A 14,680-nucleotide genomic window follows, 5' to 3' on the forward strand; every position below is an offset into this window, starting at 1 on the left:
GGGCTTCACGCGTGACGCGCGTCGCCGTCTCCTGATCCGCTTGCTTGGGCTGTGTGAACCCCGCTGCTATCGGGATCTTTGCGCCAGTTGAGACGAGTGTACAGCCGAAGCCGTAGTAATACTTCTGGGCTGTTGGATCGTAGTTCCACGAGGCGGCGTCGTTGTGTTGGATCGCTTCGGCGCGGGTCGAATTAATAGAGTACGTCAAGTCGAGCAGGCCGCCGTCCGCGGCCTGCTTGACGAGTTGGTTGAAGACATCGTCAATAACGTGTTCGAGGTCGGTGAGAAAGCGATCAACCGTGTCTCTGAATGGCGGTTTGTCGAGTCCGCAGTAGTACCAGACAAGGCCGTTTGAAGTTCTCGTGTAACCGGACGCGTGCCGTAGACATCCTCGTAGTAGCAGTGCAGAAAGCCGCGAAAGAGGTCTGGTGGCTTATGAACTCGTGTTCGCCCCCGGCGAGCGGGGGCGAACACGTCGTACTCCAGCAGAAAATCGAAGTCGAGATATTCAAACAGCGGAACTGTCTCGGTAGCCGCGACATTCAAGAAATCTTCTGCCGAAGCTACATCTTGCAGAGTTGCGGTTGTGCTGGACACACTTTCCGCACCTTGCTACTTCGTACGTGACGCTTTCTATGACAGGGTCTATAGTACTATTATTTGCCACAGCGTGTATTCCTTATAGAGGAACAATTGTACGGAACAGCTTGTAGAATCATTATTCTTCATCAGGTTTGGCAGTTGTACGGTAGTGTTCAGATAAGCTGATTCCATGCAAAAGCGAATGGTCCGAGCTACTCGTTAGAATTTTTCTTCTGCATTGCCTAAAAATTGATAATTTGTTGACACTATGTTCCACCTCACGAAAAACACGTTCAACGCTGTTTCGATTGCCATGTCGTTCGTATCTGAAATTGAGGTCGTGCTTGCGACAGGTTCGGTGAAGTAGAGCCGCGTCATCAACAAGAACGGTTGCGTCATCTACGTTGTATTTTTCGCGAAGCTCCGCAAAAACCGATCTTCGAGAGCGTGGGTTTAAGCTGTGTATGTAGCAAATCGGTTGAGTCATGATCGACAGCGGCGTACAGCCAATACTGTTCGCCGTCAGGCTGGATCATGGTTTCATCAACCGCAATGTGATTCGGACTCCGATCCGTTTCTGGCTGTAAAACAGCCTTGTGAACCCAGTTATGAACGGTGGATCGAACATGATTAACACTGAATAACCCAAGAAATAAAACAGTGCTTGAAAGCGATAGCCCGAATAAATGAAGCTGAATACTGAGTTCGCTCTTGTGAAGCACGTTGTTGATTTTCAGAGGGCAGCGTCGAGAGCATGTTTGAGCGCTTCGTCACCTGATTTTCTGTAGAGTTCGCGGCGGAGCTGAAACGCTCTGAGATACGGCGTGAGTTTGTCTTTCGAGACTCCTCGGTGAGGCGAGAGCCACCGTCGCGTCAGCGACGCGTGGCTCTCGCAGGTATTGACGTGGATGTCACCGTCAGCGTATTCTCCGTCGCCGTGGACGACGTATTCGCGGGTGAATGTGTTATCGTCTTCGAGCGGTTTGTAGGCCCGAAATCCGTCCGTATAGACGGTGAGCGACTCCTCGTCGTGGTCCGCAAGCAGGAGTCGAATGGTCGATTCGTCGGCGAATTTCGCTGGCACGACGTAGCGCTCGTCCGAGCCACGGTCGACCAGCGTGAACACCGGCGGTTTGTCGCCAGCGTACGATCCTCGCGCTCGCGGCCTTTCTTCCCGGCAGAGACGTACACTTCGTCGATTTCGACCGGTCCAGACAACGTGATCGAAGGCGCGTCGAGCGCCTTGGCGAAGCGCTCGACGCGCCGTCTCACCGTTCGGTACGAATAATCGAGTTCCGACTCAATCTGACGAATACTCGTGTTAAACCGTAAGAACACGTAAATAGTGAAGTACCACTCTTTGAGCTTCAGTTTCGAGTGAGCGAAGATGGTGTCTGTCTTGTCGTTGAACGTCCGACCGCAATTCTTACATAAATACCGCTGATACACCCGATAGCTGCCGTTCCTGACCGTCAGGTCAGAACGACAGCGGGGGCACTCAACGCCATCACGCCAGCGAACCTGTTGCAGCAGGTCCGCTGCAGCCGATTCCGACACAAACCGGCTTATTGGGAACATATCGGGCACCGCTGCCGCGGTGCCCTTGCCCTCTTCGACTTTCAGCCGCAGCTCTCGGCATCAACAATCTACTTCGTAAGAGCGTACTGAGTTTCATCAACAGCTGCAGTATTGCTTTTCTCTCCACAAACTCTAAGTTATTCTCGTCTAAACAATTTCTGAGTCGGTCGTCTTCGAGCATTAATTACTTTGAAAACGTACCACCTCACCTTTCAATCCTTATCTGACACCGTCACATGGGGCAGCGTAGCCTTTATCATATCTAACGGCATTAAGAAAATATGGTCCAGAACGAAGACAATACTTCCGAGGACTTGCATAGAAAGCTAGATGAGCTAATACAGGAGTATGAGAAGCAAGGAATCCCAAACTTTTCTGATTTATCTGTGAGTGGAGCCCGGACGTTACATGACGAACTATTAGCTATCAATAAATCCAAAAGAGAACCTATCAAACGCGTTCGCGACATTGAAATATCTGGACCAAATGGCCCGATTCCAGTTCGCGTCTATGAACCCGATACATCTGGTTCGAGGCCGATATTTGTCTACTTTCACGGGGGAGGATGGATGTTTGGTCCAACAGGTGGACACGACCATTTGTGTCGTGCAATAGCAAAAGAAGGTTCTTGCACAGTTGTCTCTGTTGATTATCGCCTCGCTCCGGAACACCCCTTCCCTATGCCGCTAAAAGACTGTTATGCAGCGACAAAATGGGTAGCTTCCCATCCGGATCTATTGGACGGTGATGTCACTCGACTTGCGCTTGGTGGGGGAAGTTCGGGAGGGAATCTTGCTGCTGCGACGTGCCTTCTCGCTCGTGATAACGGAACACCATCGGTCGCCCACCAATTTTTGATTTATCCAGTATTAGACCACAACTTCGAAACAAAATCATATAAAGAAAATGGCGAGGGGTATCTACTGACAAAAACAGACATGCAGTGGTTCTGGAACAATTATGTGGAAGATCCTGTGGATAAAAAGAATCCCTATGCATCCCCCCTACAAGTTCGAGATGCTTCTGATTTGCCACCAACATCCATCATCGCGGCGGGGTTTGACCCACTTCAAGAAGAAAACGCTCGATATGCGGATAGGCTCTCCAAAGCTGGAGTTCCTGTTGAGTACAGATTACATGAAGATATGGTTCATGGGTTTTTGCCGATGCTTGAGGAACCGGTGTTAGACGCATCTTGTGAAGAAGTAAAGAAAATAGGTTCAACCATTAAATCATTGTGATGAGTTTACTAACCAGCGCTATGGATCTCTTAATTTCATTAATATTATATACGGATTAAATAATTTATTGCATATATTGGAAACGCAATTAAAAATGAATTTAGAAAATTATGCTTTGTTGAATCCGATGACGGCGTGGGGATCACTGTTTGAGAGGCTGTTCGAGGTTGTAGACTACGGCGGTCAACACAAGTTCGCGGAACTCGCGGTACCACGCGCGAGGGTGGACAGTGGGGCCGAACCGACGCTTGATGGCCGAAAAGGCAGTCTCGGCCATCCAACGCTGATCGTACAACTCGCTGTCCAACCGAGCGTTGTGAGCGTGATCGTAGGCAGCGAACAGCCGATGGCGCAGCAACGGCCGGACGCCCTCTGAACGGAGGGCGTCCCGCAGCGATTGGTCGTCATAGCCTTTGTCGCCGGCGAGACTCTCTATTTTCTCGGTGTTACGAAGGGCGACTCGACGGCCAGTCTGGGTGTCGTGAGGCCAGTGTGCCGAGCAGTGGATATCGAGGATGGCACACGAGTCTGTATCGACGAGTGCCGTCGTTTTGAGCGTGCGTATGTGGCGATCCGAGCGGTGTTGGTGATGTCTCGATGCCGTTTCGCGGTCGAAGAACGTGGCATCGATGGCCCCATGCGAGCCCGGATCGCAGATGTTCGCGGACTCCCGAAGGAAGCCGCGCCACACCGACATGGGCACCCTCTCAAACGACCGGTACAGCGTTGGGGTGCGGGAAAAGTCGTTCGGGCGAGTTGTAACAGCCCACGAACGCGATCCATTTCACTCGCCCAATCGACGATCTCGCGGTACGTCGCGTCCATGTGAACCCGCAAAAAGTGGAGCGTGACATGCTTCCAGCCCGGAAATCCGTGGCCAGTCGGATCACTCACCGCCGTTGGACTGGCGGCACAGCACTTTTGAGCCAGCGACGCGGCTTGCTTACCGAAGCGGAAGAGGAGTTTAGGCACATTCGGCTCTTCCGCTTCGCTTCCACCTTCAGAGCGACGCCATCCCGTCGCCTTCTGCGGATTCAACAGAGCAGAAAACCAAACAAGATTGATCATCCAAACAGGTCCGCGAATAAGCCAACGACGACCGATCCCAGCGAGGCGATAATCATATAGACAGAGCGAACGAGCTCGAATCCGGTATTTTCCTCCTCATCAGGAAACTCACGTAGAAATCTATAGTAATCTCCAGAAATATCTACTCACATCTCTCACCAGATCTTCGAGAACCAACGAGACACACCGGTGTTCGACGAGTGCCACTACAAAGACTTCCAGATTCTACTATAGGTGTAAGCGCTGCACCAAAGCTCATAACCGCTCCAACAAGCGTCACACCGAGAAGAATGGAGAGAATACCCGGTATTGCTATGAGGACACTAACTCCAACCCAACCTGCAAGCATACAACCAGCTATTGTCTGATCACGCCCAAGTCGGTCAGAGATTGCTCCCGCAACGATTTGGGTAACGGCTCGGATAACAAAATACATCGAGAAAAACGAGCCAGCAAGTGTTGTAGATATTCGATGGGAAAGTCGGTAAAAAGGAGGCTATTCCTTGCCAAGTGAACTCACCAACGATAGCGATGATTAACGAGAACGAGGTCGCTGGCCGTAGAAGAAGTTTACGCGCTTCGGAGAACCAAAACCGGTCTCGGATCGGGACTTCGGACCGACGCGGCTCAACTGAACGAACCTTCACCGCAAAGATGAGAGCGTCTGGGGTTCCAACTACGACTACAACAGTGATAGCAGACCGTCAATCGAATCGTATTGCCAGCCACGCGACAACCAGGGGGTGAGCAAACCGACGGCAGTCGCACCAGAGTTATGAATACCAATCGCGGTACCGACTTTCTCGTGGGTTCGAACAAGCAAGATTGTAGCAACCCTGTAGTGAAAACCCGTAACCGCTCCAAGGAGAACAGTCGCGATAAAGAATAGTGGAAGGATAGAGGTAAGTGATAAGTCGAATCCAGCTATTGCTGAGCCTCCGATCGTGACGAGGATAATTCGCCGCTCACCATATCGGTTTGCGAGAACCTCACTAGGATATTGCGCAAGGCTGTATGTGAGCCACATACCAGTTAACGAGAGGCCGACATGTGTTTTTGAGACAGCAAATGTCGAAACAATCTGTGGGAGAACAGGGCTGATATCTATAGTAGCCGTTAGAAGTAATTGCTTACTTTAGGGGTTGAAAGTTGGCCGAGAGCGATGTCGATCGCTGTTGTCCGCTCGTCGAGGTGCTCCACTACCTACTGCAACAGTCTTATTATAAATAATTCTACCGACTACTATAGTCGTCCAACCATTATAACGAAGAAAGCTAGCGTGATAGGTTAAGTACGGTGTCCCGGTATTTCTACCGCATCGATAATTAGTGGAGAGTTTCAGTAGAGGGGCTTATACCATTTATTATGCAAATACAACTTGGTTGACGTGTGATTCAGTTGAGTTTGGCCTTGTTCAGACGCTGAGTTATAATCTAATCTTTCACTACGGCTGTGTTGAATCGCCATAAGGCGGTAGATTTCACTGTTTCACAGCACGTTTGATGTTGTAGACGACACACATCAGTGCGATTTCTCGGAACTCACGAAACCAGGATCGCGCTCGCACGGCGAAGCCGAGCGAGCGCTTGACAGCCGAATTGACGGTCTCAGTCACCGAGCGCTGATTGTAGCGCTGTTCGTCGATTCTGGCGTTGTGTGCGTGGTCGTAGGGAGCGAAGACGCGGTGCTTGATCAGGGGTCTGATGCCGAGTTCACGCAATGCTTCGCGGAGCGCTTGCTTGTCATAGCCTTTGTCGGCGGCGAGAGACCGCAGATCGCCCGCGTTCCGGCGGGCGATCTGCTCGGCGAGGTCTGCGTCGCTTCCTTCCCGAGTCGTCGAGCAGTGTACGTTAAGGACGGCTTGAGTGTCTGTATCGACGAGTTTCGTGACTTTCAGCTTCTGCACGCGGTAGCTGATTCGCTGGCAGTAGTGGCGGCTTGCAGCTGAGCGTTCGTAGAATGTGCGTCGATAGCAGCGTGGTTCGAAGGATCGTGTAGCTACGCCGACTGGCGCAGCAACACTCGACAAACACTCATCTCGATCCGGTCGAACGCCTTACACAACGTGGATGGTGAGGGGAGATCGGCCGCGTTGAGGCCGATCTCCCCGGTTATTTGTGGCATCTCTTTGAGCAAGTCAATCGTCATTCGGTAGGATGCATCAAGGTAAATCCGCAGACAGTGGAGGGAAACGAGGGCGTAGTCGGAGAATCCGCCGCCACCTTCCGGGGCGGCGGATTCGTCTCCATCGCCAGTAACTCTTTGAGCAATCGGCACAATCTCTCCAGTGAAGCGGGAGATTTGTGTCATGGACAACCAAATCGTCCCGCTTCAACTCCTTTGATTTAGCGACCCATCCAGACGCTGTCTAGTGATTCAACAGAGCCTTCACTACCGTGAATCTGAACCAACCGGTTAGACAAATTGTATATTGAGCGCCAAGACACTTATCAGAGATAAGGTGCGAGTCTTATATAACAGGGTCGTGCGGATATGTATGGTCCGGATAAATATAATGTCGTTTACCGATGTCCTTGTTAATGGCCCTATCCCTACAAATTTGACGTATCAACGGTTTATTCGATAGCTTCAGCCTCAGTAGGAATCTTGAAGTCAAGTTGTCCATTGAGGACATGTGTTCGGTCGGTTAGCCCCGGTTCGACGAGTTCGACGATGCTCTCAACGACGAGTCGATGGGCTGACTCCGGCTATCGGATGACTGGCAGATCGGCAAATACGGTCTCGTCGGCGATTGCGCCGAATCTGTGGACTTCGACGACTGCAGCCGCCTCCTCTCGAAAGAGTGATACGGCGTCTAAACAAGGCCGTGTGATGTATAAAAGTGAAGCTAGACAATCAAAGACTGAACTTCCGGGGTGGATTCACAGGCTGTATTTAGTTAAGCGAAAGCTGGCCGAGGAACCACTATCGGATGGGAAATCGAAAGGAGGTGACGCAAGCACGGCCGTAGGCCGTGCACAATGAGGCGCAGCCCGTGAGCGGGAGGGGCTTGCGAAAAAGACGTTGTCACCGTTCCCCGTCCCGTACTCCCCGTAACTAAACAGTATCGGTTCACCACGAAGAAGACCTCCGAAGAACAGTAGCCCAACTCCCACAAGCATCTGCCAGCCTTGGAGAGCTTCCGACGGGTAACCTTCTTCAAAGAGCTGAATCGTGACAGAGCCGACGTCGAGAAGAGTAGCCCCGACAAAGACGAATCCAACGCCGAGCACAGTTGATGAAAGGGACATTGTGTTTCTTGCGGAGGTCCTGCAGAAACTGTTCAGTCAACGTCGTTGTCATTGGAAATAGTCGTACACGCAGGAATTTATTCGAGCTGGAATTAACGACAGCATACAGCAAGTACTGCTGGCCGTCAATGCGGATTACGGTTTCGTCAACCGCAATCTGATTCGGGCTGGCGTCGCTGGCAGGGCTGTAAGTCAGCTTTCTTCCGGTCAGTTATTGATGGCTTTCCGTGAGCGCTGGATACCGAACTTCCCAAGTCCGTTAGCGGTATTCGAAAGTGAAAGACCAGCAAGATGCAGTCGAATACCGAGACTCATCAGCACGACCGGTGTCCGTTCCCGCTCCACAAAATCTAACTCGATCCAGTCGATACAACTGTTGAGTCATATAATATTTTATATAAGAAGAAATAAATCATCATAATTTACCTTTCAACCTAAATTAAACACGACCGATAACAATCCTCACGATAAAGACGGGAGTTGAATTGGATTCCCTATTTCAGAGGAAGCCTGTGGAGTAACAGGGGGCAATCACTCGTGACTTCAGTTTGCCCGCTATCAAACCCAACTCTTGTGAATTGCCAGCAAAATTATTCACCTAGGTAACGCCCTTTGATTCGTCTATACTCCAATTCTCACGACAGATCATTTTGATCACGTCATCACGCCTAAGCAGGGAACAGTAATCAATTGAGATCTTGGTTGCCATCTCATGCGGTGACGTTCGCTCCCCTTCCACTTTCTGGATCGTTCCGGTGGCATTTGAGTCAGATAGTAAGTGGTTGCACAGAACAAATCCTCCTGCCAGTTGGTGATTTCGATGGGTCAAGCGTTTCTCCTGGATTAATCACAATCCGATGCCAATCCGAGAGTGCTCAGTTTATGAGTTGACAGTGTAGCAGCTTCTCTCTTCCCCAGAGCCACTACTGATAAATGATTAATTTATAGACACACATAAATATATGCGAATGGACATCCAGCGCAATATTCAAGAATTGAGAATGCGCAATACTAGAAGTCAGAGTTACCCTCCATCTCAAGAACATTTCTCTGGACTCGGTGTTACTATCAAAAGGTTGGATTAAATTTCAGTTTAATTGAGCCTATTGCTGGACCGGGCTCCTTGCCGCGAGAATCCTGATCAGAGAGCCTCCAGATCGGATTTGATATAGATGAGAGTTCGAGTGGAGCGTGATCACCATTAACTTATACTTGTTGAGAATAGGAAGGGATTGAAATATTAGCTCGGGACGTTCAAGACTTGCCATTACATCGATATTATTGTGAGTGCAGGAGCGTAGATAGATTACAATAGTACGCTATCTAGATCCTCCGGCTGATCTCGTACAGTTATACAACGCTGAAAAGTCGGTGGACAAGTCAAGATCTGGATGGACGTCGTGTTGAATAGCGATCTAATCGACTCATACCATGGGTTAGAAGGACGAAGCCGAGGAAACTGATTCTGATCTATGGAAGTCGAACACCTCGACTTCGTTGAGCAGGGCGGTGCCTAGTCAAACAAGCGTTGGGGAAGCACGTCGTCTTTCACTGTTATCAGCTCGAAGAAGGCCACAGCCGCCGAGTCAGCTGAAAATGTGGGTGTGGTGGGGTGGCTGCGCGGACACGCGCAGCAACCCCCTACGAAGAGCGGGCTGCAGGTCGTGTATCGGAACACGGACGACCTGCTGCCCGCTGCAGACGACAAAGCGTTCCACAACTGGGCCACGAAGGACGAGCTCTACGCGCTGGGCGTTGAACCACTCATCTTACAGCGAGGGTCAAGACCGTTGCCACTAGGGTATGACGCAGCCACCGGGCAAAAGGAGTATTTTCAGCGCTGAATGTCCGAAACTTCAGACTCGACCATGAAGCGCTCTCTCGGCGATTCCGTGCGAGAACTAGGCTGGTATCGCCAGTTCCGTGAAATCGTCCTCATGTGTGGTATATCAAACAGAGAACCGCTTTGTGAGTTACTCTAACCGAGAATTAGCATCTATTCAACACGGTTGAATTAGAGAAGTTGGAATCGGAAGACGGGTCGTAGTTTTCGGAGTCCACCTGTGAAATCAGTCAATTTAAAGTCTAACTCGAAGGGGGTTCTATTGATCAGTTGCTAATTCTGAGCTGATAACTAAGCGGTTAGCCTCGATAGTCTCCTCAATTTCATCGACTGTATTGAGGAGTGTGTCGACCAGCTCATTCCTCAGCTGGTTTTCCGGAATTCGATAAATTGGTCCGCCTAGTGTGACCGCTCCAAGGATTCCCCCGTCGATTCCTTGCACGGTTGCTCCAATGCCATGATATCCATCGAAGCATTCTGCATTATTATAAGCATAGCCCTGCTCACCGATAGTCTCTAATTCAGCAAATAGTTCCTCTCGATCTGTGATAGTATTCTTCGTTTGCTGGGGAAGACCGTGCTTATCTAGAACTTTCTCGACATCTTCTGTGGATCTTTCTGCAAGAATAGATTTCCCGGCCGCCGTATTGTGCATGTGTAGGCGAACACGATTTTGTTCAATGTTTTCAGAGTGATAAATAACACTGACTTGCCCTGCTTCTTCGATAAGAAATTCTGTCTCTGCATCGATATCGCCTTCTAATTGTGCAAGTCCGCTCCTCACGATCTGGTAGCTCGGCTTACGTTTTTCAGCTGCAACACTGAACTCCTTGAACCGGATTCCAATCCAGTATTGTCCGTTTTCCCGGACGACAAACCCCTCCTCCATGAGTGTATTTAAGTGAGTGTATAATGTACTCCGTGGCATCTCGAACTCAGAAGCGAGATCAGAGATGGTCGCACCCTTTGTCCTCCTGAGGATATCTAGTACCCTAATCGCCTGCGTAGTTGTCTTGTGGGTGTTTTCCGAGCTTCTGTGAGGCATACTCTGTACATCTCGTTATACAACTTAAAACTGTTGGATACCCAAGCATTATTACACCAATGCGAAATTGTCTAGCTGAGTTAGTTTAAGAAGTAAATAGACCAATGCGGTTGCTGATTACAAATTTGCTCAGCAAAATCTATGAGCCAGATATAGAAGGAGATTGGGCAAAAGAACGGACGGCGACGCCGCTGTCCACCCACCAGATCGGTCGTTCGCCCGCAAGAAACCTAGTTTCTCCGGACCGGTTTGCGTCAATCAATTCGGCTATCGGACTCTCTCCCTGACTCCGGATGGGCATCAGATCAACCCACTGAGCGAAACCGGATCGAAACATGGTCCTATTCTTCAAAATTTATATTTTCTCCATTCATAATTTTTGAGTGGGTAATTAATCAATAGGTCATAGATAAATTGAGTAGTTCAGAAATTAACACAACTATCAGAATCTATATTATTCACTTGATGGAAAACGGCAGTTCGGGAAGTGCTCAACTGGACAGTGCTGATGATTTGGGTTTCAAAATTCAATCAGCCGGTGTGTTGGCTGTTGGCGCATTCGCGGTTCCGGTCCGAACCACCATCACTACAATGGTGATGATTAGGGCACCGGATATACCAACCGTAAGCCCCAGCGCCCGCTGGATGCCATACAGGTCCCCAGGGACACCGACAAGAGCAGGTGCAAGTGACATGCCGATATACATTGCTCCATTGGTCAGAGCATTAAGCGGGCCAGTATACTCTGGGGCCGCATCCACAGCGTAAGCCGTCGAGATCGGAAAACCACTTGAAATGCAAGCCCCCGCCACAAAGACAGCAGCAAATAAAACAAGACCGTTCGCGCCGGAGAAAACGATCACGAGCGCTGGAATTCCGGGTGCTACTGCCACAAGCAACAAAGCAAGATATGGAACGTAATCAATGGCCAGTGTGAAGATGAATCGTGCGGGGATGTATGCTAGGAGATACGTTGACAGGAGTAGATTTGCTGTTGTTGCAGGGACAAAACCAGTGGCGTAGTACGCAAGCCAGGTGAAGATCGTTCCTTCAAGAGACCCAACTAGGCACATGCCAACATACGCACCAGTAACGGAGGGACGCCGGAGCAACGAGCAAAGCGAAGATAACGAAATAGAGCGTTCAGCCGCTATTGAAGGGAGTTTGGCTAAACCCGCGACAGCAGCAACCGGAACGAAACAGAGTGAGAATAAGGAAGATAGTTCGCCAATCCACGATTATGAGGGTTACGCTCACAAGTTGCGGGCCAAGAACGGCACCAACAGCCCAGACGAGTGTATAGACGGTATAGATCCTCCCTCGATTCTCAGTATTGAGATGACTCAATACAACACGGTCAACGCCACGAAAGGCAACCGCAGCAGTTCCTTGAAGGGGTAATGCCAGCAGAAAGATTGTATAGGTAGGCGCGACCGCCATTACAATGAGAGCACAAGTAATGCCAACGACTCCGAGTGCCAGTACTTGGCGTACGTTAATTGACCAGCAAACAGCCCTGTTACAACAATAGCGACAGTGAATCCGGCAGTTCCGGTAGGTCAACTAATCAAAGTGACGCTTCCGAGACGTTGAAGGCTTCTTGGAGGTGAACGAGAATCGGGCCCCTGGATTGCATCGCAACCGCACAACTGAAGAGAAACAGGAAAATTGCCGCTGTCCAGATCTGCCCTCTATCCATAATCGGATACCTATCGCCCCGCGAAAAATGGTTATTATTCCGGCAATTAAGTACGTAGTTGAGGACCGTTCGGAAGCTGCTCTGTTCCGATCAATCCCGACAGTACGATGCGTTCCTTATTGTCAACGGGAATCGAAACAACTACCGACGGGCTAAAGAAGGCTCTAGGCTACGGCCAAAGCCCCCGCGTGGATTTCGCTTCCGCGATCCGCGAAAGAGCGACGACGTAGGCTGCGTCGCGCCATGTCAAGTCCTTCGCTTCGACTTCTTGCCGGACATCATCCCAAGCCTCAAGCATATGCTCCTCAAGTTCCTTGTTGACGCGCTCAAGGGGCCACTGTCGGCGGTTGATGTCCTGTAGCCATTCAAAGTAGCTCACCGTCACGCCGCCGGCATTAGCGAGGATGTCGGGAACCACGTGAATGCCGCGCTCAGCGAAAATTTCACTCGCCGCACTCGTCGTTGGACCGTTCGCTCCCTCGACAACGATGTCTGCGTCGACATCGTCAGCGTTCTCCTCGGTGAGGACGTTTCCAATAGCCGCGGGAATCACCACGTCGACGTCCAGCTCAAGTAACTCATTATTGGTCACCGTCTCCGGTGCCTCGTGGGCCATCACGGCCTCCGGTTCCTCGTGGTGAGAAGGGATCGCATACGTGTCTAGACCGTTCGGGTCGTAGATGCCACCGTTGACGTCGCTCACGGAGACAACTTTTGCCCCCCAATCGTCGAGGAGTTTTGCCGCGTTCGATCCGACGCTTCCGAATCCCTGGACAGCAACCGTCGTCTCCTCAATCTCCTTGTCGTAGTACTCGATGGCTTCTCGAGTGATGATCGCGACACTCCGTCCCGGTGCAGCGTCGCGGCCCTCGCTACCACCGACGATCGGCGGTTTCCCAGTGACAATACCCGTGATCGTCTCGCCCTGTTGCATCGAGTAGGCGTCCATGAACCAGGCCATCGTCTGAGCGTCCGTCCCCATATCCGGCGCCGGGACGTCCATCGTCGGACCAATAACGTGCCGTAATTCTTCTGCGAACCGGCGGGTGAGCCGCTCGGTTTCCTCTTCGCTCAGTGACTTGGGATCGACGGCGATACCGCCTTTGCCACCACCGAAGGGAAGGTCCATCACGGCACACTTCCAAGTCATCCACATCGAGAGGCCGATGCACTCTTCGGCGTTCACCTCGGGGTGGTATCGAAGGCCGCCCTTGTACGGGCCGCGAACGTCGTCGTGCTGGGCACGATAGCCGGTGAACACTTCGACGTCCCCATTATCCCTCTTGAGCGGAACTGACACCTGCTCAACTCGCGTCGGGTGTTTGAGCCGTTCGATGACCCCCTCGTCGACGTTGACGTGGGTGGTAGCGCGCTCGAGCTGGCGGCGGGCAGTGACAAGTGCCGAACCGAGATCCTCGTCAGATTTGTTCTCTTGCTGGGAAGATTGTGTACTCATCGAAACCTATGGCATCTTTGCGTACATCTGGCTTTACAAAATTTTTGGTTCAGTTGCTATACGTATTCCCGAAACCAACTACCAAGATCGCCGAAACCCGACGACATACTCCCACCTTAACTAAGCGCAATCGCTAAAGTCATTCAACAGTCCTGCAGAATCTATCATCACAGAAACCGTGGAAATGCCGACCATATGCACACAGCCCGACATCATGGTCGGCATAAGCACGGGTTTGAATGGTTACACGTACGTTGGTTCTTGCATTATTTAATGATCACCTCCATGACGATGCGCAAATTAACAACGGTCGCCCGAGTGTAGACGTTCCGGTGATTAGCACGACCTTAACGCCAGACATGGTGGACAAGTTGAATAACGTTAGCTGTCTGGTCGTCTATTTCCGGAACTGAATCCGGGCTATTCATTTCGCACACCGACATTACAGTCATAGGAACAACCCCAAATAAAACCTTGGCACGCAAACGATGTTTTTTATCGGAGACAACTGACTGAGTGAATGGGTTATAAGTATATTTATATAGGAAAAGCAGGTCAAGCCAGTCGAAAACGAACACGCTAGAATCGAACTTCACGGTGTCGATGCGGAAGAGTTCGTCCTATTTTCCCATGATCGCGACACCAAACTTCAGGACGTCACCGTCGACAGCAGCCACGTCTTCGGCTTGCTGAGCCAACTCATCTGTGTCCGCCCGCACTGTTCCCTTCGTTTTTCGCGTCGATTGCTTCGACGAGGAGTTCAGTGACGTCCGTGATTTCGATGTCGTCCTCGTAGCCACCCGTTTTGCGGCCGTCCTCGTACATCGTCATGCACATCGGGCACGCGACGACGAAACGGTCGACGTCCGGGCCGGCGTCCGTGTCCTCTAAGGCCTCGCGGATGCGCTCCTCGCTGG

6 protein-coding genes and 9 pseudogenes are annotated in these 14,680 nt (G+C 50.9%); 2 read left to right on the forward strand and 13 right to left on the reverse strand.

Going from position 1 to position 14,680, the window contains the following annotated elements; translation table 11 throughout:
• The 4 pseudogenes from LPA46_RS18240 to LPA46_RS18255 all read right to left on the reverse strand — a co-directional run.
• A pseudogene (locus tag LPA46_RS18240) lies at window positions 1-597 on the reverse strand (IS5/IS1182 family transposase); the annotation flags it as partial.
• Window positions 598-853: 256 nt separating this feature from the next.
• Window positions 854-1,289, reverse strand: a pseudogene (locus tag LPA46_RS18245) (IS6 family transposase); the annotation flags it as partial.
• 26 nt (window positions 1,290-1,315) lie between these two features.
• Window positions 1,316-2,160 (reverse strand): annotated as a pseudogene (locus tag LPA46_RS18250) (IS1595 family transposase).
• A 76-nt stretch (window positions 2,161-2,236) separates the two neighbouring features.
• Window positions 2,237-2,341 (reverse strand): annotated as a pseudogene (locus LPA46_RS18255) (IS6 family transposase); the annotation flags it as partial.
• Window positions 2,342-2,441: 100 nt separating this feature from the next.
• Here LPA46_RS18255 and LPA46_RS18260 point away from each other — a divergent pair.
• Window positions 2,442-3,401 (forward strand): alpha/beta hydrolase, encoded by a 960-nt coding sequence (locus LPA46_RS18260; RefSeq protein WP_230893746.1) that lies wholly within the window; start codon window positions 2,442-2,444, stop codon window positions 3,399-3,401.
• A gap of 142 nt (window positions 3,402-3,543) precedes the next feature.
• On the opposite strand, the pseudogene LPA46_RS18265 reads toward LPA46_RS18260, so the two are convergent.
• The 4 genes and pseudogenes from LPA46_RS18265 to LPA46_RS19355 form a co-directional block, all read right to left on the reverse strand.
• Window positions 3,544-4,373: pseudogene (locus LPA46_RS18265) on the reverse strand (IS5 family transposase).
• Window positions 4,374-5,151: 778 nt separating this feature from the next.
• Window positions 5,152-5,577: an MFS transporter gene (locus tag LPA46_RS19350; protein WP_442908279.1), complete on the reverse strand. Its 426-nt coding sequence runs from the start codon at window positions 5,575-5,577 to the stop codon at window positions 5,152-5,154.
• A 372-nt stretch (window positions 5,578-5,949) separates the two neighbouring features.
• Window positions 5,950-6,779 (reverse strand): annotated as a pseudogene (locus LPA46_RS18270) (IS5 family transposase).
• Between the two features lie 936 nt (window positions 6,780-7,715).
• Window positions 7,716-8,089, reverse strand: a pseudogene (locus LPA46_RS19355) (IS6 family transposase); the annotation flags it as partial.
• A gap of 1,103 nt (window positions 8,090-9,192) precedes the next feature.
• Between LPA46_RS19355 and LPA46_RS18275 the strand changes: the two are divergent.
• A pseudogene (locus LPA46_RS18275) lies at window positions 9,193-9,702 on the forward strand (hypothetical protein).
• Window positions 9,703-9,822: 120 nt separating this feature from the next.
• Here LPA46_RS18275 and LPA46_RS18280 read toward each other — a convergent pair.
• The 5 genes and pseudogenes from LPA46_RS18280 to LPA46_RS18295 form a co-directional block, all read right to left on the reverse strand.
• A complete protein-coding gene (locus tag LPA46_RS18280) occupies window positions 9,823-10,608 on the reverse strand; it encodes an IclR family transcriptional regulator (RefSeq protein WP_230893747.1) in 786 nt (261 codons plus the stop codon).
• Between the two features lie 527 nt (window positions 10,609-11,135).
• Window positions 11,136-11,681, reverse strand: coding sequence for an MFS transporter (locus LPA46_RS18285; RefSeq protein ID WP_230893748.1), 546 nt, complete (start codon window positions 11,679-11,681; stop codon window positions 11,136-11,138).
• A gap of 70 nt (window positions 11,682-11,751) precedes the next feature.
• Entirely contained in the window at window positions 11,752-12,048 is a 297-nt protein-coding gene (locus LPA46_RS19360) for a hypothetical protein (RefSeq protein ID WP_442908278.1), read from the reverse strand.
• Between the two features lie 428 nt (window positions 12,049-12,476).
• Window positions 12,477-13,763, reverse strand: a complete 1,287-nt coding sequence (gene gdhB / locus LPA46_RS18290; protein WP_230893749.1) for a glutamate dehydrogenase GdhB — start codon at window positions 13,761-13,763, stop codon at window positions 12,477-12,479.
• Window positions 13,764-14,462: 699 nt separating this feature from the next.
• Window positions 14,463-14,680 (reverse strand): annotated as a pseudogene (locus LPA46_RS18295) (Fe-S oxidoreductase); the annotation flags it as partial.

The organism is Halobacterium sp. KA-6, from assembly GCF_021029015.1.
Taxonomy (GTDB): domain Archaea; phylum Halobacteriota; class Halobacteria; order Halobacteriales; family Halobacteriaceae; genus Halobacterium.